General features: G+C 70.7%; 20 protein-coding genes and 1 pseudogene. 12 read left to right on the top strand and 9 right to left on the bottom strand.

From position 1 onward, the window contains the following. The first annotated feature begins 29 nt into the window (after positions 1-29). The 10 genes from LRS04_RS08725 to LRS04_RS08680 all read left to right on the top strand — a co-directional run bounded on the left by LRS04_RS08725 (position 30) and on the right by LRS04_RS08680 (position 10,306). Complete coding sequence (locus LRS04_RS08725) at positions 30-2,003, top strand: ATP-binding protein (protein WP_257816018.1); 1,974 nt, start codon at positions 30-32, stop codon at positions 2,001-2,003. A 60-nt stretch (positions 2,004-2,063) separates the two neighbouring features. Beyond that, positions 2,064-3,626 (top strand): aldehyde dehydrogenase family protein, encoded by a 1,563-nt coding sequence (locus tag LRS04_RS08720; RefSeq protein WP_257816017.1) that lies wholly within the window; start codon positions 2,064-2,066, stop codon positions 3,624-3,626. 27 nt (positions 3,627-3,653) lie between these two features. Next, positions 3,654-4,322, top strand: coding sequence for a nicotinate-nucleotide adenylyltransferase (locus LRS04_RS08715; protein WP_257816016.1), 669 nt, complete (start codon positions 3,654-3,656; stop codon positions 4,320-4,322). Between the two features lie 67 nt (positions 4,323-4,389). Beyond that, the gene (gene rsfS, locus LRS04_RS08710; RefSeq protein WP_374577143.1) at positions 4,390-4,818 is read left to right on the top strand and encodes a ribosome silencing factor; all 429 of its coding nucleotides are present in this window, start codon (positions 4,390-4,392) and stop codon (positions 4,816-4,818) included. Positions 4,819-4,855: 37 nt separating this feature from the next. Further along, positions 4,856-5,320, top strand: a complete 465-nt coding sequence (rlmH, locus tag LRS04_RS08705; RefSeq protein ID WP_257816015.1) for a 23S rRNA (pseudouridine(1915)-N(3))-methyltransferase RlmH — start codon at positions 4,856-4,858, stop codon at positions 5,318-5,320. Then, a complete protein-coding gene (locus tag LRS04_RS08700; RefSeq protein WP_257816014.1) occupies positions 5,321-6,178 on the top strand; it encodes a murein hydrolase activator EnvC in 858 nt (285 codons plus the stop codon). It abuts the gene before it with no gap. 74 nt (positions 6,179-6,252) lie between these two features. Next, positions 6,253-7,647 carry a S41 family peptidase gene (locus LRS04_RS08695; protein ID WP_257816013.1) on the top strand — a complete coding sequence of 465 codons (1,395 nt, stop codon included), beginning with the start codon at positions 6,253-6,255 and terminating at the stop codon, positions 7,645-7,647. A gap of 153 nt (positions 7,648-7,800) precedes the next feature. Beyond that, complete coding sequence (locus tag LRS04_RS08690; RefSeq protein ID WP_257819042.1) at positions 7,801-8,994, top strand: divergent polysaccharide deacetylase family protein; 1,194 nt, start codon at positions 7,801-7,803, stop codon at positions 8,992-8,994. Next, positions 8,991-9,488, top strand: coding sequence for an RNA pyrophosphohydrolase (locus LRS04_RS08685; RefSeq protein WP_257816012.1), 498 nt, complete (start codon positions 8,991-8,993; stop codon positions 9,486-9,488). The genes LRS04_RS08690 and LRS04_RS08685 overlap by 4 nt, the downstream gene beginning before the upstream one ends. Positions 9,489-9,547: 59 nt before the next feature. Continuing rightward, positions 9,548-10,306, top strand: a complete 759-nt coding sequence (locus tag LRS04_RS08680) for an alpha/beta hydrolase (protein WP_257816011.1) — start codon at positions 9,548-9,550, stop codon at positions 10,304-10,306. 7 nt (positions 10,307-10,313) lie between these two features. On the opposite strand, the gene sugE is transcribed toward LRS04_RS08680, so the two are convergent. From sugE to LRS04_RS08640, 8 genes are all read right to left on the bottom strand, one after another. Continuing rightward, positions 10,314-10,643: a quaternary ammonium compound efflux SMR transporter SugE gene (gene sugE, locus LRS04_RS08675; protein WP_257816010.1), complete on the bottom strand. Its 330-nt coding sequence runs from the start codon at positions 10,641-10,643 to the stop codon at positions 10,314-10,316. A gap of 98 nt (positions 10,644-10,741) precedes the next feature. Next, positions 10,742-11,422 (bottom strand): hypothetical protein, encoded by a 681-nt coding sequence (locus LRS04_RS08670; RefSeq protein ID WP_257816009.1) that lies wholly within the window; start codon positions 11,420-11,422, stop codon positions 10,742-10,744. Positions 11,423-11,521: 99 nt separating this feature from the next. Then, positions 11,522-11,785 (bottom strand): ATP synthase F1 subunit epsilon, encoded by a 264-nt coding sequence (locus LRS04_RS08665; RefSeq protein WP_257816008.1) that lies wholly within the window; start codon positions 11,783-11,785, stop codon positions 11,522-11,524. Between the two features lie 6 nt (positions 11,786-11,791). Then, complete coding sequence (gene atpD / locus LRS04_RS08660) at positions 11,792-13,339, bottom strand: F0F1 ATP synthase subunit beta (protein WP_257816007.1); 1,548 nt, start codon at positions 13,337-13,339, stop codon at positions 11,792-11,794. An 18-nt stretch (positions 13,340-13,357) separates the two neighbouring features. After that, complete coding sequence (locus LRS04_RS08655) at positions 13,358-14,230, bottom strand: F0F1 ATP synthase subunit gamma (protein ID WP_257816006.1); 873 nt, start codon at positions 14,228-14,230, stop codon at positions 13,358-13,360. 30 nt (positions 14,231-14,260) lie between these two features. Beyond that, the gene (gene atpA, locus LRS04_RS08650; protein ID WP_257816005.1) at positions 14,261-15,793 is read right to left on the bottom strand and encodes a F0F1 ATP synthase subunit alpha; all 1,533 of its coding nucleotides are present in this window, start codon (positions 15,791-15,793) and stop codon (positions 14,261-14,263) included. Positions 15,794-15,797: 4 nt separating this feature from the next. Then, positions 15,798-16,352, bottom strand: a complete 555-nt coding sequence (locus tag LRS04_RS08645) for a F0F1 ATP synthase subunit delta (protein ID WP_257816004.1) — start codon at positions 16,350-16,352, stop codon at positions 15,798-15,800. A gap of 753 nt (positions 16,353-17,105) precedes the next feature. Continuing rightward, the gene (locus LRS04_RS08640; protein ID WP_257816003.1) at positions 17,106-17,573 is read right to left on the bottom strand and encodes a hypothetical protein; all 468 of its coding nucleotides are present in this window, start codon (positions 17,571-17,573) and stop codon (positions 17,106-17,108) included. Positions 17,574-17,625: 52 nt separating this feature from the next. On the opposite strand from LRS04_RS08640, the pseudogene LRS04_RS08635 reads away from it, so the two are divergent. Together LRS04_RS08635 and LRS04_RS08630 are read left to right on the top strand one after the other, a co-directional pair. Further along, positions 17,626-17,685: pseudogene (locus tag LRS04_RS08635) on the top strand (hypothetical protein); the annotation flags it as partial. Positions 17,686-17,745: 60 nt separating this feature from the next. After that, positions 17,746-18,381, top strand: coding sequence for a hypothetical protein (locus LRS04_RS08630; RefSeq protein WP_308238309.1), 636 nt, complete (start codon positions 17,746-17,748; stop codon positions 18,379-18,381). Positions 18,382-18,468: 87 nt separating this feature from the next. Here the strand turns inward: LRS04_RS08630 and LRS04_RS08625 are convergent, their stop codons facing one another. Beyond that, entirely contained in the window at positions 18,469-18,807 is a 339-nt protein-coding gene (locus LRS04_RS08625) for a hypothetical protein (RefSeq protein ID WP_257816002.1), read from the bottom strand. Positions 18,808-18,960 lie beyond the last annotated feature (153 nt).

Here is an 18,960-nt window from a genome sequence, read left to right as displayed (position 1 = left end):
AGACCGGTTCTCAGGACGGGACCCCAGGGATGGATGCGCAGGCGGAGGCCCGGCGCCTCGCGGCGCTGCTCGACTACGATGTTCTGGACACGCCGCCCGAGCCGGCGTTCGACCGGCTGGCGGAACTCGCCGCCGACCTGTTCGACGCGCCGATCGCCCTGATCTCGCTGATCGACCGCGAGCGGCAGTGGTTCAAGGCCAGGGTCGGCCTCGACGCCGGGGAGACGCCGCGCGAGTTCGCCTTCTGCAGCCACGCCATCGAGGGCCCGGCGGGCTCGGCGCTGGTGGTGGAGGACGCGACCCGCGACCCGCGCTTCGCCGACAACCCCCTCGTCACCGGCGCGCCGAACATCCGCTTCTACGCCGGCGCCACCCTGGCCGCGCCGGGCGGCGAGAACCTCGGCACGCTCTGCGTCATCGACGACAAGCCAAGGCCGGTGCCCAGTCCGCGCGACCTCGAACGCCTGAAGCGGCTGGCGGCGCTGGTGGTGGGCGAGATGGAGGCCGCGCGCCTGCGCCGGCAGTCGGATTCCAACCGCCTGCTGCTGGAGCTGGTGGAGCACATCTCCGGCGTCGGCCACTGGCGGATCGACGGCCCGACCTTCAGGCTCACCTGGTCGGAGCAGACCTACCGCATCCACGGCGTCGACCCGGCAGACTTCCGGCCGGACCTCGGCAAGGCGGACGCCTTCTTCGCCCCAGAGGATCGGGCGCGCCACACCGAGGCCGTGCTCAACGCCTTCGCCACGGGCCAGGGCTACGAGATGCAGGTGAAGATCGTCCGCGCCGACGGGCTGGTCCGCGACTGCCTGATCCGCACCCGCACCCAGCGGGGGGCCGACGGCCAGACCCTAGGCCTGTTCGGGGTGATCCAGGACATCACCGAGCAGCTCCAGTCGCTGAAGACCGCCGAGCGCAGCCGGGCGCGCTACCAGCTCCTGGCCGAGAACATGGCCGACGCGGTCACTCGGATCCGGCTGGACGGCAGCTCCAGCTACATCTCCCCGGCCATCGAGCAGCTGATCGGCTGGAAGCCGTACGAGATGGCCGGCAAGCCGGCCCAGGCCTTCACCTGGCCGGAGGACCGGCCGCTGATCCTGGCGACCTTCGCCGAGATGGCCGCGGGCCTGGACGAGAAGACCGTCCAGCACCGCGCCCAGCACAAGGACGGCCATCCCGTCTGGGTCGAGACCCGCTTCCGGATGATCCGCGACACGGCCGGCCGGCCGCTGGAGATGGTGGCGGTGATCCGCGACATCAGCGAGCGCAAGGCGGTGGAGGCGGCCCTGCAGATCGCCCGCGACGAGGCCGACGCCGCGGCGCGCGCCAAGTCCGAGTTCCTGGCCAACATGAGCCACGAGCTGCGCACGCCGCTCACCGCCATCATCGGCTTCTCCGGCCTCCTGAAGATGCGCCAGGACCTGCCGGAGCAGGCGGCGATGTTCTCCCGGCGGATCGAGGGGGCGAGCCAGGCGCTGCTCGCCACCATCAACGACGTGCTCGACTTCTCGAAGCTGGAGGCGGGCCAGGTGGAGATCCGCCCCGCCCCCACGGATGTGGCGGCCCTGGTCGCCGAGGTCGCCGCGGTGCTGGAGCAGCAGGCGAGCGCCAAGGGCCTGACGCTGGAAACCCGCCTGGCCGACCTGCCCCCGCGCCTCGAGCTCGACCGCGACCGGGTGCGGCAGGTGCTGCTGAACCTCATGGGCAATGCGGTGAAGTTCACGGCGCAGGGCGGCGTCTCGGTGTCCGCCAGCCATGGCGAAGGCCGGCTCACGGTCGAGGTGTCCGACACCGGGCCGGGGATCGGCGAGGCGCAGCAGGCCCTGCTGTTCCAGAGATTCTCGCAGGTGGACGCCTCGGCCTCGCGCAGCCACGGCGGCACGGGCCTCGGGCTCGCCATCTGCAAGGGGCTGGTGGAGGCGATGGGCGGGACGATCGGGGTGGCTTCCGAGCCGGGGCGGGGCGCGACGTTCCGCTTCACCGTGCCCTGCGAGCCCGTCTGATCCGACCTTCCGCTGGCGCAGCCCCGCTCCGCACGGCTAGGTAAGGCTCAGGCTGAGCATATGGACGACGGCGGAACAGGACGGCGCACGCAGGCGCCCCGCGAGGGGCGGCTGGAGGCGCTTGCCCCGGGCCAGGCCATCGTCTGGGGCGGGGATCGCGTCGCCCACGTCTCCGAGGCGCTCGCCGCCGCCTTCCGGCCGGGCGACCGGCTGCTGGTGGCCGACGGCGCCCTGCTCCACGTCCCCCAGGGCGAGGCGGGCATCGCGGACCATGCTGTCGGGCAGGCCCACGAGGCCTTCGGCCGGATGGGCCAGGTTTCCGACGTCCAGATCAGCGCCTTCTTCTCCCACTTCGCCGAGAACCTGGAGCCCGGGCAGGCCCGCGACCTGATCCGGGACGCCAACGACGCCGACGTCGAAAGCGCCCGGGCCCGCGGCCGGTCCACCACCCGGCTGCAGATCACCGAGGCCATGCTCGAGGACATGATCGCGGGCCTGCGCGCCTGGCGGGACAGCGAGCCGTCGCGCGGCGCGGTCGTCGAGACCGTCCGCCACGCGGGCTGGACGGTGGAGCAGGTGAAGGCCCCGCTGGGCGTCGTGGGCTTCGTCTTCGAGGGCCGCCCGAACGTCTTCGCCGACGCCACCGGCGTCCTGCGCGGCGGCAACACGGTGGTCTTCCGCATCGGCTCCGACGCTCTGGGCACGGCGCGGGCGATCATGGAGCAGGCGGTGGCCCCGGCGCTCAGGGCCTGCGGCCTGCCGGCCGGGGCGGTCACCCTGGTCAATTCGGCGGCCCACGCCGCCGGCTGGGCGATGTTCGCCGATCCCCGCCTGTCGCTGGCGGTGGCGCGCGGCTCGGGCCCCGCGGTCGCCCAGCTCGGCGCGATCGCCAGGGGCGCCGGCACGCCGGTCAGCCTGCACGGCACGGGCGGCGCCTGGATGGTCGCCGACGCCTCGGCCAATCCGGAGCGGTTCTACGCCGCCGCCTTCCATTCGCTGGACCGCAAGGTCTGCAACACGTTGAACACCTGCTGCATCGTCCGCAGCGCGGCCGACACCCTGCTGCCGGTCTTCCTGCACGCCCTGCAGCGGGCCGGTGAGCGCCGGCGAGGCTGGAAGCTGCACGTGGCCGAGCCGGACCTGGAGCACATCCCCGCCGCGCTGCGCGCCGCGCGCGGGCCAGTGGTCCGCGCCGAGGGCCCGGTGGACGAGCCCCTCGTCGAGCCGCTGGCCGACGCCGACCTCGGCCGCGAGTGGGAGTGGGAGGAGACCCCGGAGGTCAGCCTGCGCCTGGTCGACAGCGTCGACGAGGCCGTCGCCCTCTTCAACAGGTACAGCCCGCGTTTCACCGCCAGCCTGATCAGCGCCGACCCGGCGGCGCACGAGCGGTTCTACGCCGCCATCGACGCGCCCTTCGTGGGCGACGGCTTCACCCGCTGGGTGGACGGGCAGTACGCACTCCAGAAGCCCGAACTCGGCCTCTCCAACTGGGAGAACGGCCGGCTGTTCGCCCGCGGCGGCGTGCTGGCCGGCGACGGCGTCTTCACCGTGCGCGCCCGGGTGCGCCAGACCGACCCCGATCTCGACCGCGGGGGCCAGCCGACCCCGCCCCGTCCCGCTTGAAGGGGCCGGCTTGAAGGCGCACCGCATGTGGTTCGCGGGCCCGGCGCGCCGGATCCCGCCGGCCGGGCGGCCGGGGGCCTCCGCCTGGGCTTCAACCTCGCGCCCGGAATGCGGGTGGGCCTCTACGGCGGCTCCTTCAATCCGGCGCACGAAGGCCACGCCCATGTGGCCGAGACCGCGCGGCGGCGGTTGAAGCTCGACCGGGTGATCTGGCTGGTCTCGCCCCAGAATCCGCTGAAGCCGGCCCACGAGACCGCCGACCTCGCCGAGCGCATGGCCGGCGCCCGGGCTCTGGCGTCCAGCCGGGACATGATCGTGTCCGACGCGGAGAGCCGGCTGGGCTCGCAGTACACCATCGACACCGTGCGCGCGCTGAAGGCGCGCTTCCCGGGCGTGAAGTTCGTCTGGATCATGGGCGCCGACAGCCTGGCCAGTTTCCACCGCTGGCGGGGCTGGACGCAGATCATGCGCGAGGTCCCCGTGGCGGTGGTCTCGCGGCCGTGGATCTCGCTGAAGAGCCGCTTCTCGCCCGCCGCACACCGCTTCCGCCGCTTCCGGGTCGGCTCGCAGCGGGCCATGGGGCTGGCGGACATGAAGGCGCCGGCCTGGGTCTTCCTGCGGGGCCGCTTCAACTTCCAGTCCTCGACCCTGTTGCGGGAACGCATGCGCCGCGCGCGATCTTTGAAGTCTTTGTGAGGCCCCCTGACCCGGGCTCCAGTCCGTGCTAGGGTCCTAGAAGCGAGGACATCAAAGGAGCACCCCGCTGCAACGTGAGACCGCGCCACGCGCGCCGGAGGCCTCGACCAGCGTCCACTCGGACGCCGACGCCTCCCAAGACGACCAGGGTCGGATCACCGCCCTGGAAGACCTGATCCTGGCCAAGCTCGACGACGACAAGGCGCAGGACGTCGTGTTCATCGACCTCAAGGGCAAGACCGCCGTCGCGGACGGCCTGATCGTCGCGTCCGGGCGTTCGCACCGGCACGTCGGCGCCATGGCCGACCACCTGCTGCGCGCCCTGAAGGACGAAGGCTACGGTCGCGTCAGGGTCGAAGGTCTCCCGCACTGCGACTGGGTGCTGATCGACACGGGCGACGTGATCGTCCACCTGTTCCGGCCCGAGGTCCGCAGCTTCTACAACATCGAGAAGATCTGGTCGGTCGACTCCCCGCACCGCACGCAGGCGGTTTGAGGACCCATCCCTCCCTTCACGGGGAGGGAGGACTTCCGTGAAGATCGTCATCGTCGCCATCGGCCGCCTCGCGCGCTCTCCGGAGACGGAGCTCGTGAAGCTCTACGTGGAGCGGGCGACCAACACCGGCCGCGCGCTCGGCCTCGGGCCCGTCGAGGTGGTCGAGGTGGAAAGCCGCAAGCCCGGCAAGGCGGCGGAGGCCGAGGCGCTGCGCCCCCACCTCGCCGACGCCCACGTGATCGCCTGCGACGAGCGCGGCCAGGCCCGGTCATCCCGCGCCTTCGCCGAGGAGATCGCGGGCCTGCGCGACCGCGGCGTGCGCCGGCTGGTGTTCCTGATCGGCGGGGCCGACGGCCTCGATCCGGACCTCGTCGCCGCGGCCAACGGCAAGCTGGCCTTCGGGCCGCAGACCTGGCCGCACGCGCTGGCCCGCGCCATGCTGGCCGAACAGGTCTATCGTGCGGCCTCAATTCTGGCGGGTTCGCCCTATCATAGGGATTAGATGCGGGCGCAGGCGCTCATTGGCGGCAGTGTGGCGGCGGCGGCCCTGGGCGCAGTGGCGCTCACCGGGGTCGCGGCCGCTCAGTCCGGCGAACGGCTGGCCCGGCTGAACCTCGCCGAGACCCAGCTTTCCGCCGAGCAGGCGGCCAACATGAACCAGCTCGCCCGGCTGCTGTCGGTGCTGGAGCAGATCCGCCGCGATCCGCCGCCCGCCCTCCTGGTCTCGCCGCAGGACGCCAAGGACGCGGTCCGCGCCGCCATCCTGGTCAAGGCCATGACGCCCGAGCTGCAGGCCCGCGCCCAGAACTACGCATCGGCCGCCGGCGAGATGATGCGCCAGCGGAGGCTCGCCGCCGTGCAGAGCGAGGCGCTGTTCACCACCGAGAGCCTGGCCGCGGAGAGCCTGCCCGAGGCGGAGACCGCCGCGCCCGACCTGGCCCGCCTGCCGCCCGTGCGGTCGGAGACCATCCGCCCGCCGGAATCCCTGCTGACGCCGGTCTCCGGCCCGGTGATCCGCCGCTTCGGCGCGCCGCTCGCCGGCGGGGGCCGGGCCAACGGCGTCACCGTCCAGGCGCCCCGCGCCGCCCGGGTCACCAGCCCCGGCGCCGGCGCTGTGCAGTATGTGGGCCCGGTTAAGGGTTGGGGGGTCATCCTGATTTTAAGGCTGGCGGGCGGCTATCATCTCGTGTTGGCTGGCCTTGAGCGACCGTCGGTCTCCGTCGGACAATCCGTCGCGCCAGGACAGCCTGTCGGATGGATGCCGGATGGTCGACAATCGCCATCGGAACTCTATCTGGAGGTCCGGGAGCAGGGCGCGCCGGTCGATCCGGGGCGCTGGCTTGGCGAGTACCGGGGCTGAGCGTCGTCATCCGGCGTCGTTCGGGGGCTTTTTGTCGAAGGCGGCGGCAGCCGCAGAGGGACCTGACGAAGGCGATGAAGAAGTATCTCCTGATCGGCGTTTCGGCCTTCGTGCTCGGTGCGGGGTCCATGGCCTATGTGAGCCAGCAGGCCATCGCCAGCGCCGAGCCGCGCGCGAAGACCTACCGGATGCTGGGCCTGTTCGGCGACGTGCTCGACACCGTCGAGCGGCAGTACGTCACCGATGTGGACGACACCAAGCTGATCCAGGCCGCGATCGACGGCATGCTGACCAGCCTCGACCCGCACTCGGGCTACCTCGACCCCGAGAACTTCGACGACATGCGCGACCAGACGCGCGGCGAGTATGGCGGCCTTGGCATCGAGGTCACCAGCGAGGACGGCGTCGTGAAGGTCATCTCGCCGATGGATGACACCCCGGCCTTCAAGGCGGGGATCAAGGCCGGCGACTACATCACCGCGGTGAACGGCGACAGCGTGCTGGGCCTGACCGTGACCGAGGCCGTCAAGCAGATGCGCGGCCGGCCGGGCGAGGCGGTGACCCTGACCATCGCCCGCGAGAAGTCCGACCCGTTCGACGTGAAGCTGACCCGCGAGGTCATCAAGCCGAAGTCCGCCACCGCCAAGATGGACGGCGACTACGGCGTCCTGCGCATCGGCAGCTTCAACGAGAAGACCACCGACGAGGCCGAGGCCGAGTTCGCCCGGCTGCGCGCCGCCAACCCGCAGATGAAGGGCCTGGTGCTCGACCTGCGCAACAATCCGGGCGGCCTGCTCGACCAAGCCGTGGCGGTGTCCGACCTGTTCCTGGAAGGCGGCGAGATCGTCAGCCAGCGCGGCCGCGATCCGCGCGACGTGGAGCGCTACAACGCCCGTCCGGGGGACATCACCGGCGGCATGCCGATCGTCGTGCTGATCAACAACGGTTCGGCGTCGGCCGCCGAGATCGTCGCCGGCGCCCTGCAGGACCGCAAGCGCGCCGAGATCGTCGGCCTGACCAGCTTCGGCAAGGGCTCGGTCCAGACCGTCATCCCGCTGCGCGGCGGCATGGACGGGGCGCTGAAGCTGACCACGGCGCGCTACTACACGCCGTCCGGCCGCTCGATCCAGAAGACCGGCATCGAGCCGGACCTCGAGGTCGCCGCCAGCCGCGAGGAAGCCCAGAACATCGCCAACCGTGCGTTCCAGTTCTCGGAGGCCTCGTTCCGCAACGCGCTGAACGCCGACGAGGGCAAGGTGCGCCGCGGGGCCCATGAGCCGGCCGAGGCGCCTCCGGAGGCCTTCGACGCCAAGAAGGACTTCCAGCTCGCCCGGGCCACCGACGTCCTTCGCTACGGCTCGGTGGCGGCGACGCCGAAGCTGCCGAAGCCGACGGCCAAGCTCGCCGAGGTGGTCGGCTCCCGGGCCCGCGTGGCCGAGGTGAAGCCCCCGCAGACGACCCAGAAGTAGTCCGGCTCTCGGAGCCAGACAGGGAGGGCGGTCCGCGAGGTCCGCCCTCCTTCGCTTATGGGCCCCTTGCGGCCTCGCCCCGCAGGCGAGCGGCGAGCTTTCGTTAACCATATCAAGGGAGGCTCCGGACCCAGGAGCACCCCTAAGTTGGCGATGATCTCGATTCCCCGTCTGAAGCCGCCGGCGATCGACTTCGCCAAGCTGCGGGCGATCGACCTTTCCAAGCTGAAGTCGATCGATCTCGCCAGGCTGAAGTCCCTCGACGCGGCGAAGCTGAAGAGCCTGGCCGCAAGCCCCTATGCCGGCGTAGGCGCCGCGGGCGCCCTGCTGCTGGTCGCCGCCGCGGCCCTCCTCATCATGATGGGACCGGCCGAACCCTCCGGCCCGACCGTGAAGGTGCCGCTGGCCGCCGTCCTGCGCCATGCACCGGAGGGCTGGCGCGAGGCGTTGCGGACGGTGAAGGGGGTTCCGATCACCGAGGACATCATCCGCCTCTCCGACCGGCCGCTCGACCCGCAGGCGATCCACGCCGCACAGACCGCCGCCCACGGCCGCGCCGGCCCCCACAGCGGCCCTTTGCCGCCCGCCCCGATCGCCGGGCTCTATGCGCCAGGTCCCGGCGGCCCGCTGCCCGTCATCGCCCCCGACGGTCGCACGCCGTTCGACGCCTACGCCCGGCCCTTCCACGACAACGGCAAGCCCAAGGTGGCGCTCGTCATCGGCGGCCTCGGCCTGAACGCCCGCGCCACCCAGCAGGCGATCGAGACCCTGCCCGCGCCGGTCACCCTCTCCTTCGTGGCCTATGCCGAGGGCCTGCAGAGCTGGATCGACCTGGCGCGCCAGTACGGCCACGAGGTGATGCTCGAGACGCCCATGGAGCCGGAGAATTTCCCGGACAACGACCCCGGCCCCTACGCCCTGATGGTCAGCGGCAGCCCCATGGAGACCGCCAAGAAGCTGGAATGGGTGCTTTCCAGAGCCACCGGCTATTTCGCGGTGACCAACTACCTGGGCTCCCGGTTCCTGGCCGACGAGAAGGCCTATGCTGGCTTCGCGGCGGCGGTGAAGGCCCGGGGCCTCGGCTTCCTCGACGACGGGTCGGCCGGCCAGCGGACGGGCGGCCTGCCCCGGGCGTCCGCGGGCCGGGTGATCGACGACCAGCTCACCGGCAAGGCGATCGACCAGCAGCTCCTGGCCCTGGAGGCCGGCGCCCTGCAGCGCGGCGAAGCCCTGGGCGCCGGCTTCGCCTATCCCGTGACCCTGGAGAAGGTCGCCGCCTGGGCCGCCACCGTCGAGAGCCGCGGCTACCAGCTCGCGCCCGCCTCCGCGCTCGCCAAAACGAAATGAGCCCGGCCGACGACTATCCGGACCACAGGCCGAATGTGGGCGTGGTGCTCTTCCATCCGGACGGCCGGGTGTGGCTGGGCCGTCGCGCCGGGACCGACCCGCCCCACAACTGGCAGTTCCCGCAGGGCGGCGTCGATCCGGGCGAGGCGCTTGAGGACGCCGCGCGGCGCGAGCTGCACGAGGAGACCGGCGTGACGAGCGCCACCCTGCTCGGGCGCACCGACGGCTGGATCGCCTACGATTTCCCGGCCCTGATCGCCGCCGAGCTCCGCCGCGGCTGGAAGGGCCAGAAGCAGGTCTGGTTCGCCTTCCGCTTCGACGGCGAAGAGGCCGAGTTCGACCTGGCCGCCCACGGCGAGCCGGAGTTCGACGCCTGGCGCTGGGACTACCTCGCCGCCGCGCCCGGGCTGATCGTGCCCTTCAAGCGCGCCGCCTACGAGCAGGTCGCGCGGGCCTTCGCGCCTTTCGCCGCACCCGCGCCCGGTCAGGGCTGAAACCTGCGGCCGTCCGGAGGTTTTGGAACTAGAATGCGTGCTGTCGGGATGAGGGGACGATGAGCACGATCGTCATGGTCCATGGCGCCTTCTGCGGCGGCTGGGCCTTCGAGCGCTTCCGCGCGCCGTTCGAGGCGGCCGGGCACACTGTGGTGGCGCCCGACCTGCGCGGCCATGCGCCCGACGACCGGGCCGGCGTCGTGGGCGTCTCCATGACCGACTACGCTCAGGACATCGCCGCCCTGTGCGCCAGCTATCCAGAACCGCCGATCCTGATCGGCCACTCCATGGGCGGTCTGGTGGCCCAGCTCGCGGCGCGGCGGTTCCGCCCGCGCGCGCTCGTGCTGCTCGCCCCCTCGGCGCCCTGGGGCGTGGCGGGATCCACCTTCGAGGAGGCCGCCACCGCCTTCGGCATCCAGATGCTGGGGCCGTTCTCGGCCGGCGCGGTCGAACCGGATCTCGGCCTGATGAACCGCTACAGCCTGAGCCGCATGCCGAAGGGCGGGAAGCGGCCGATCCTGACCCGTCTCAGGCCCGAGAGCGCCCGCGCCCTGCGCGAGACCGTCACCTGGTGGCTCGACCCGTTCATGACCACCAGCGTCGGCGCAGGCCCGCTGGGCGTGCCGGCGCTGGCCGTGGCCGGCGCACACGACCTCGTCCATCCGCCGGCCACGGTGCGGCTGACGGCGGACCGACTTGGCGCCGCCTACCAGGAGATGCCGGGGATGAGCCACTGGCTGCTGGGCGAGCCGGGCTATGAGACGGTCGCCGACCTCGTCCTGCGCTGGCTGGCCGACGAGGCCCGCGCCGCGGCGTAGGGCGGAACTAGGCGCCGTCGTTCGGGCTGAACAGCTTCAGCCCCAGGATGCCGGCCACGATCAGCGCCAGGCAGACCAGCCGCATGGCGGTCACCGGCTCGCGGAAGATCACCATGCCGAGGATCGCCGTGCCGACCGCGCCGATGCCGGTCCACACCGCATAGGCCGTGCCGATCGGCAGGTTGCGGACCGCCAGGCCCAGCAGCGCCATGCTCAGCACCAGGCTGATCCCGGTGAGCACGGTGGGCCAGAGCTTCGTGAAGCCGTCCGTGTACTTGAGCCCGATGGCCCAGCCGATCTCGAAAAGTCCCGCGATGAAGAGGATGACCCAGGCCATGTGCGGCCTCCGTCGTCTGTCGCGGGGTCGTCCCCGCGGGCAAAGAAAAGCGCCGGGGTCGTCCCCGGCGCTGATCGTTGCGGCTCGGAGCGAGCCCCTTAGAGCTTACGCTCCTGGTACTGCAGGGTGCCCATGTCGTAGCGGCCGTTGACCTGGGTGTCGTCCGGCTTGCGCACGGTCGAGAAGTTCAGGCCGATCGACTGGCCCGACGACAGGTTTTCCCACGAGCGGCGCACGCGCTTCAGGCCGTCGGGGTCCACCGGCTGGGTGTAGTTGGCCGTCGGGTCCAGCGGCGGCTGGCGAGTGAACGCCCACACGTTCAGGCCCTTGGCGATCTCGTCGGCGGCGCCGGCGCCGTAGCGCAGCTCGGCGAAGCAGACGTCCTTGTTGGAGCCCTGCGGGAACAGGATCACCGAATAGTTCTTCTGACCGCCCAGCGCCTTCGTCCAGGTCTGGTCGCGGCGGTTCATCTTGAAGCCATGCGCCTTGGCGAGGTCGTCCAGCTTCTGGCCGCGGACGGCCGGGACGCAGATGTTGTCCAGCACCGAGAGGACCTCGGCGGCGTCGCCGGTGGTCGGCAGCGGCGGCGGAGGCGGCGGCGCTTCGGCGGCGGGCGCCGCGGCAGGGGCCGGGGCGGCGGCGGGCGCGGCCGGCTGAGCTTCCGGAGCCGGCGCGCCGGGCGCGGGCGGCTGGGCCGCAGGCTGGTCGGCCGGCGTCTGGGCGTGGGCCGCGGTCGCGAGCCCGGCGGCGAGGATCAAGCTGGCGAAGGCATTACGCATGGACGTTCCCCTGACTTTTCAGCGCGGCATCAAACCGACAGAGGGCGCCGGAGGCAAGGCCCCACGGCGCCCACAATTCGTCGGGCGATCACGTGCCCGTTAGACGGCCTCGGTGGCGTGCTCGGCGAGCACGGTCAGGCCTTCGGGCGTCACGTCGGCGAATCCGCCGCGGATGTCGTACACCGTGACCTGGCCGTTGTTGTGCACGCGAAGCTGGCCCTCCCGCAGCGCCGTCATGAACGGCGCGTGGTTGGCGAGCACGCCGAAGTCGCCTTCGGCGCCAGGCGCGTCGACCTGGTCCACCAGCCCCGAGAACAGTTCGCGCTGCGGGGAGACAAGTGAGAAGTGGAGCTTTTCGGCCATGGTCCCTTAGGCTTCCGCGGCCAGCTTCTCGGCCTTGGCCACCGCTTCCTCGATCGGGCCGACCATGTAGAAGGCGGCTTCCGGCAGGTGGTCGTACTCGCCGTCGCAGATGGCCTTGAACGAGCGGATGGTGTCCTTCAGCTCGACGAAGGCGCCGGGCGTGTTGGTGAACTGCTCGGCCACGTGGAACGGCTGCGACAGGAAGCGCTGGATCTTCCGGGCGCGGGCGACCGTCAGCTTGTCCTCTTCCGAGAGCTCATCCATGCCCAGGATGGCGATGATGTCCTTCAGCGCCTTGTACTGCTGCAGGATCTCCTGGGTGCGGCGGGCGACCTGGTAGTGCTCTTCGCCGATCACCAGCGGGTCCATGATCCGCGAGGTCGAGTCCAGCGGGTCCACGGCCGGGAAGATGGCCTGGGCGGCGATGTCGCGGCTGAGCACGGTCGTCGCGTCCAGGTGGGCGAAGGAGGTGGCGGGCGCCGGGTCGGTCAGGTCGTCGGCGGGCACGTAGATGGCCTGCACCGAGGTGATCGAGCCCTTGTTGGTCGAGGTGATCCGCTCCTGCAGGTTGCCCATCTCGGTGGCCAGGGTGGGCTGATAGCCCACGGCCGAGGGGATGCGGCCCAGCAGCGCCGACACTTCCGCGCCGGCCTGGGTGAAGCGGAAGATGTTATCAACGAACAGCAGCACGTCCTTGCCTTCCACGTCGCGGAAGTACTCGGCCTGGGTCAGGCCGGTCAGGGCGACGCGGGCGCGGGCGCCCGGCGGCTCGTTCATCTGGCCGTACACGAGGGCGCACTTGGAGCCTTCGGTGGAGCCGTTGTTCTTCTTCGGGTCCACGTTCACGTTGGACTCGATCATCTCGTGGTAGAGGTCGTTCCCTTCGCGGGTCCGCTCGCCCACGCCGGCCAGCACGGAGTAACCGCCGTAGGCCTTGGCGATGTTGTTGATCAGCTCCTGCATCGTCACGGTCTTGCCGACGCCGGCGCCGCCGAACAGGCCGATCTTGCCGCCCTTGGTGTAGGGGCACATCAGGTCGATGACCTTGATGCCCGTGACCAGTACTTCGGCCGAGGTCGACTGCTCCGCGAAGCTCGGGGCCTCGCGGTGGATCGGCGAGTACTCGGTGGTCTGGATCGGGCCGGCCTCGTCGATCGGCTCGCCGATGACGTTCATGATGCGGCCGAGCGTGCCCGGGCCGACCGGAACGCTGATCGAGGAGCCGGTGTCGGTGACCGGCTGACCGCGGGTCAGGCCCTCGGTGGTGTCCATGGCGATGGTGCGGACGGTGTTCTCGCCCAGGTGCTGGGCCACCTCGAGCACCAGGCGGAACGGCTGGCCGGTCCGCTGATCGGTGTTGGTGGTCTCCAGGGCGTTCATGATCGCCGGCAGGTGACCCTCGAACGCGACGTCGACGACGGCGCCGATGACCTGGACGATCCGTCCGGTCGCGGCGGCCTTGGACGCGGCGGATTGGACCGCGGCGCCCTTCGGGGCGGCGGCCTTGGCGGGGGCCTTGCGGGCGGCGGGCTTCTTCGGAGCGGCTTCAGACATGGGTCAGCTCTTTTTCGATCAGATAGCTTCGGCGCCGGAGATGATCTCGATCAGCTCCTTGGTGATCTGCGCCTGGCGTGAGCGGTTGTACTGCAGGGTGAGGCTGGCGATCATGTCGCCGGCGTTGCGGGTGGCGTTGTCCATCGCCGTCATCTGGGCGGCGAAGAAGCCAGCCTGGTTCTCCAGCATGGCGGAGAACAGCTGGGTGGTGATGTTGCGCGGCAGCAGCTCCTCGAGAATCGCGGCCTCGTCGGGCTCGTACTCGTAGGCGGCGCCCTTCAGGTCCACCGCCTCGCCGCCGGCGGCGACTTCGGCCGGGATCAGCCGGGTCACGGTCGGGGTCTGGCTGACCACGCTCTTGAAGCGGCTGAAGACCAGGGAGACCACGTCCACCTCGCCCGCCTCGAACAATTCGCGGATCTTGGCCGAGACCTCTTCGGCGACCGTCAGCGACGGGTTGCCGCCGGCTTCGAAGGCGCCCACCGAGCGGTCGCCGTAGAAGCGGCGGAGCTGGTCGCGGGCCTTGCGGCCGATGGTCAGGACGCGCACGTCCTTGCCCTCGGCCAGCAGGGACGAGATCCGCTCGCGCGCGGCGCGCACGATGGAGGAATTGAAGCCGCCGGCCAGGCCGCGGTCCGAGGTCGCCACCACCACAAGGTGGCGGCGGTCGGAGCCGGTGCCGACGAGCAGCTTCGGCGCGCCGTCGCCGGACACGCCGGACGCCAGGTTGGCGATCACCGCCGCCATCCGCTCGGCGTAGGGCCGGGCGTTCTGGGCGGCGTCCTGCGCCTTCCGCAGCTTGGCCGCCGCGACCATCTGCATCGCCTTCGTGATCTTCTGCGTGGCTTTCACGCTTCCGATCCGATTGCGCATCTCCTTGAGGCTGGCCATTCCTGGCTACTTTCTCCGCTCAGCCAGCTCTTACGCGAAGGACCCGGCGAAGGCGCCGAGGACTTCCTTGAGCTCAGCTTCCACCGGACCGAGGTCCTTCTTGGTGCGGATGGTGTCCAGCAGGCCCTGGTGCTTGGCGTGCATGTGCGCCAGCAGCTCGGCCTCGAAGCGGCCGACGTCGGCGGTCGGCACCTTGTCGAGGTAGCCGCGGGTGCCGGCGTAGACGCTGACGACCTGCTCTTCCACCGACAGCGGCGAGTACTGGGGCTGCTTGAGGAGCTCGGTCAGGCGTTCGCCGCGGGCCAGCTGGCGCTGGGTCGCCACGTCGAGGTCGGAGCCGAACTTCGCGAAGGCGGCCATTTCCCGGTATTGGGCGAGCTCGCCCTTGATCGGGCCGGCCGCGGTCTTCATCGCCTTGATCTGGGCCGAGGAGCCCACGCGCGACACCGAGATGCCGACGTTCACGGCGGGGCGGATGCCCTGGAAGAACAGGTCGGTCTCGAGGAAGATCTGGCCGTCGGTGATCGAGATCACGTTCGTCGGGATGTAGGCCGACACGTCGTTCGCCTGGGTCTCGATGATCGGCAGGGCGGTGAGCGAGCCGAGGCCGTTGTCCTCGTTCAGCTTCGCGGCGCGCTCCAGCAGGCGCGAGTGCAGATAGAAGACGTCGCCCGGATAGGCTTCACGGCCCGGCGGACGGCGCAGCAGCAGCGACATCTGGCGGTAGGCGACGGCCTGCTTGGAAAGGTCGTCATAGATGATGACGGCGTGCATGCCGTTGTCGCGGAACCACTCGCCCATGGCGCAGCCCGAGAACGGGGCCAGGAACTGCAGCGGGGCCGGCTCGGACGCCGTGGCCGAGACCACGATCGTGTAGTCGAGCGCGCCGCGCTCCTCGAGGGTCTTCACGATCTGGGCGACGGTCGAGCGCTTCTGACCGATGGCCACGTAGATGCAGTAGAGCTTCTGGCTCTCGTCGCCGCCGGCGTTGATCGCCTTCTGGTTCAGGATGGTGTCGATCGCGACGGCGGTCTTGCCGGTCTGGCGGTCGCCGATGATCAACTCGCGCTGGCCGCGGCCGACCGGGATCAGGGTGTCGATGGCCTTCAGGCCGGTCTGCACCGGCTCGTGCACCGACTTCCGCGGAATGATGCCCGGGGCCTTCACGTCCACGCGGCGGCGCTCGGCCACGTTCTGGATCGGGCCCTTGCCGTCGATCGGCTCGCCCAGCGGGTTCACGACGCGGCCCAGCAGGCCCTTGCCGACCGGAACGTCCACGATCTCGCCCAGACGGCGGACTTCGTCGCCTTCCGAGATGGCGCGGTCTTCGCCGAAGATCACGACGCCGACGTTGTCGCGCTCGAGGTTCAGGGCCATGCCCTTCACGCCGGCGGACGGGAATTCCACCATCTCGCCGGCCTGGACATTGTCCAGGCCGTAGACGCGGGCGATGCCGTCGCCGACCGACAGCACCGAACCCACGTCGGAAACGTCGGCTTCCTCGCCGAAGTTGGCGATCTGGCTCTTGAGGATGGCCGAGATTTCGGCGGCGCGGATGTCCATAGTCTTACGCTCTCTTGAGGGCGAATTTCAGGGAATCGAGCTTCGACTTCAGCGAAGCGTCGAACAGTCGGGAGCCGACCCGCACCTTGATCCCGCCGAGGATGGCGGGGTCGACGCGGGTTTCGATTTCGGGGTCCTTGCCGAGCGCCTGGCGCAGGGCCTGGGCGACGCCCTGGGCCTGGGCGGCGCTCAGCGGGACGGCCGTGGTCACCTGGGCGGACACCGCGCCGCGCGCTTCGGCGGAGAGCCGCTCGAAGGCCGCGATCACGGCGGAGAGGGCGCTGGCGCGGCCGTTGACCGCGAGCAGGCCCAGGAACTTCTGGGTGGTGGCGTTGAACTTCGCCTGGGCCCCGATGGCGGTCAGGCCCCGGCGTTTCGCCTCGGCGTCGAACGCCGGGGAGTTCAAGAGGATCTGCAGGTCCCGGCTGTCGGCCAGCGCGGCCTTCAGCGACTTCAGGTCGGCCTCGACGGCCGCCACCTGGTTCTGGTCTTTCGCGAGATCGAACAGGGCCTGGGCATATCTGCCACCCACGTTCGAAGCTTGGGAATCGTCCGCCACTTAATATCCGCCCGGTGCGTTTTAGAGAGTCGCGGCGGTTGAGCCATCCGCGACCTAAAGGCTTGAAAGCGCTAGAGAAAAGCGCTTCGGCCCGAGCAGTCGGTATGACGCCCGGCCCAAAGCCGCGCGCCTAGTATCACGCGATGTTCGGCGCCGCAACCAAGGGGGGCGACCGAATGGGCCTTACCTGCCGCCGCGTTGGCGCCTGAGGGTCCGCGGCCGAAGCCTGGCGGCAACCTGCGGAAATTTTTCGAGAAAGGAAGCGGAGCCCTAGGAACAAGCCGGCGCGGGAGCCTGTTGACGTGCGGGTGCCGTGTGGTCGCGCGGAACCACTTGCATGCCGCGCCGTCGGGGCGCGGTCGCTTTTCTGGGGCTTCCGATGTCCAATTTCGCTTTGTCCGGCGCTTGCGCCGGGGCCACCGCCGGGGGATCGCTGAGATGTCCGGCGCCGCACCCGTCATCAGCCTGCCGACGCCGCCCGGCGGACATCTTTACGCCGCCGAAGCCGGCCTGCCCCAGGGCAGCCAGCCGGGACAGGCGCAGACCGCCAGCAGCTGGACCTTCAGCATCCGCGCCGACGACGGCGTCGACGACCTCTTCATCGGCGGCTACCAGGCGGTTCGCGACGGTGTCTTCACCGCCGGCGGCGTGTCGCTGCCCTACGGCCGCCTGTCCGTGACCGCCTATGATGCGGCCACGGGCGAGGTGACGGTCGGCTTCCAGCTCACCGGCGCCCACCAGAGCCAACCTTATTCACAGCAGCGGTACGGCGATATCGTCACCTTCGACGTGACCCTCACCGACCGGGACGGGGACACCGCACAGTCCAACCTGGTGCTGCAGATCCGCGACGACGAGGGCGTCCGGCTCAGCAACGATACCGCGACCGTCGCAGCCGGATCCTCGAAGACCGGCAATCTGGTGACCGACGGATCGCCCGACAGCTTCGGGGCCGACGGCTTTGGCCGGATCAGCCGCATCGCTAACGCTGAACGGACCGTGGTCGACGACACCGCCGACGCCGACGGGCGCTTCAGCCTGCAGGGGCGGTTCGGCGAGCTGACCGTCTCGCCGACCGGCGTCTTCACCTACACGGCCCGGGCGGACGCGTCCGAGGGCTCCGTCGACCGGTTCACCTACTTCGCCGCCGACGCCGACGGCGACGAAGCCGCGGCGACCGTCACCTTCACCTTCGACGCCGCCCCGCCGCCCCTCCTCCAACGAGGAGGGCCGGGTCTATGGGTCGCCCGGCCCGGGCTCGACGGTCACCGCGGGCGCCGGCGACGATACGCTGAACGCCAGCCAGGGCGCCGACGTGCTCACCGGCGGCGCGGGCCACGACAGCTTCGCCTTCGCGGCCCTGCCGTGGAGCGCCGGCCACATCACCGATTTCATGGTCGGGACCGACCGGCTGGACCTGTCGAGGATCTTCTCGGCGGCGGGCTACAGCGGCGACGATCCTGTGGCGGACGGCCGCATGCGCTTCGATCCCGACGGCGCCGGCGGCACGAAGCTCTATTTCGACCCCGACCAGCTCGACGGCGGGGAATGGCCGTTCCACATCACCACCCTCGATGGCGTGGCCCCGGCCGGCCTGACCTGGGCCAAGCTTGCGGGCGACGCCCCCCCGTCGTCCGGCGGCATCGGGACCGGCGACAAGGGCCAGGTGATCGTCTCCCCGGGACCGGGCTCGGTCCTGACAGGCGGCGAGGGCGCCGACACCCTGGTCGCCAGCCAGGGCAAGGACCGGCTGACCGGCGCCGGCGGCGGGGACCATTTCGAGTTCCCGAAGCTGCCCTGGAACGCCGGCCACGTGACCGACTTCGATCCGGCCGCCGACCGCATCGATCTTTCGGCGCTGTTCGACGAATACCCGGACGGGATCCTGGAGGCCCGCGCGGGCGCCGGAGGCGGCACCGAGGTCTATTTCGACCGCGACCAAGCCGACGGCGGCGACTGGCCGTTCCTGATCACCCGCCTGGACGGGATTTCGCCCGCCGCGCTCGGCACCGACTGGGTGATCGTCTAGCCGCCCAAGAAAAAAGGGCGCCGGCTCAAGGCCGGCGCCCTCAGGTGTCAGAAGCTCGACAACAGAGCCGCTGGGAGATCGGTGGCCTTACTGCTTGGCGAGCTGTTGCTGGCCGGCCTTGGCGAAGGCCTGGGCGTTGCAGTCGGCGAGGCGCGCGTCGTCGAGCGACTTGCGGCCCGAGAAGGCGGCCACGGGGCCGACCTTGCCGGCGATGGTCTTGCAGGCCGCGCCTGAGAAGGTCTGGGACGTCGGGGCCTGGGCCACGCAGGCGTCGCCTTCACAGACGAACATGGCGCCGCCGGCGATGAACTTGGTCTTCTCGGCGACCGGCGACTGCAGCTTGGCGGTGACGGGTTCGGCGGCGAAGGCCGAGCCGGCGGCGAGGGTGGTCAGGGCGGCGCAGGCCGCGAGGAATTGGAGCTTCACGAGAGCCCTCCAGCGTTTCGGGGAGAAATCGGCGCCCCTGCTCTAAGGCGCCGGCTTTGGTCCACCGCGGGGATCGCCTCGGGTATCCCCACCCAGGGCGCACAACGAACTAAGCATCGCTAAGATAACAGTGTTAAGATCGGCGGCAACCGC

This window comes from Phenylobacterium sp. J367, from assembly GCF_024699985.1.
GTDB lineage: Bacteria > Pseudomonadota > Alphaproteobacteria > Caulobacterales > Caulobacteraceae > Phenylobacterium.
This window is presented reverse-complemented; position numbering and strand designations above follow the sequence as displayed.

What these genes read in the sequence shown, in the direction of transcription:
- LRS04_RS08680 (WP_257816011.1), top strand. Translation starts at nt 9,548, where the DNA reads ATGAGCACGATCGTCATGGTCCATGGCGCCTTCTGCGGCGGCTGGGCC.
- sugE (WP_257816010.1), bottom strand. Translation starts at nt 10,643, where the DNA reads ATGGCCTGGGTCATCCTCTTCATCGCGGGACTTTTCGAGATCGGCTGG.
- LRS04_RS08700 (WP_257816014.1), top strand. Translation starts at nt 5,321, where the DNA reads ATGCGGGCGCAGGCGCTCATTGGCGGCAGTGTGGCGGCGGCGGCCCTG.
- atpA (WP_257816005.1), bottom strand. Translation starts at nt 15,793, where the DNA reads ATGGACATCCGCGCCGCCGAAATCTCGGCCATCCTCAAGAGCCAGATC.
- LRS04_RS08695 (WP_257816013.1), top strand. Translation starts at nt 6,253, where the DNA reads ATGAAGAAGTATCTCCTGATCGGCGTTTCGGCCTTCGTGCTCGGTGCG.
- LRS04_RS08655 (WP_257816006.1), bottom strand. Translation starts at nt 14,230, where the DNA reads ATGGCCAGCCTCAAGGAGATGCGCAATCGGATCGGAAGCGTGAAAGCC.
- LRS04_RS08725 (WP_257816018.1), top strand. Translation starts at nt 30, where the DNA reads ATGGATGCGCAGGCGGAGGCCCGGCGCCTCGCGGCGCTGCTCGACTAC.
- LRS04_RS08690 (WP_257819042.1), top strand. Translation starts at nt 7,801, where the DNA reads ATGATCTCGATTCCCCGTCTGAAGCCGCCGGCGATCGACTTCGCCAAG.
- LRS04_RS08630 (WP_308238309.1), top strand. Translation starts at nt 17,746, where the DNA reads ATGGTCGGGACCGACCGGCTGGACCTGTCGAGGATCTTCTCGGCGGCG.
- LRS04_RS08665 (WP_257816008.1), bottom strand. Translation starts at nt 11,785, where the DNA reads ATGGCCGAAAAGCTCCACTTCTCACTTGTCTCCCCGCAGCGCGAACTG.
- atpD (WP_257816007.1), bottom strand. Translation starts at nt 13,339, where the DNA reads ATGTCTGAAGCCGCTCCGAAGAAGCCCGCCGCCCGCAAGGCCCCCGCC.
- LRS04_RS08720 (WP_257816017.1), top strand. Translation starts at nt 2,064, where the DNA reads ATGGACGACGGCGGAACAGGACGGCGCACGCAGGCGCCCCGCGAGGGG.
- LRS04_RS08685 (WP_257816012.1), top strand. Translation starts at nt 8,991, where the DNA reads ATGAGCCCGGCCGACGACTATCCGGACCACAGGCCGAATGTGGGCGTG.
- LRS04_RS08670 (WP_257816009.1), bottom strand. Translation starts at nt 11,422, where the DNA reads ATGCGTAATGCCTTCGCCAGCTTGATCCTCGCCGCCGGGCTCGCGACC.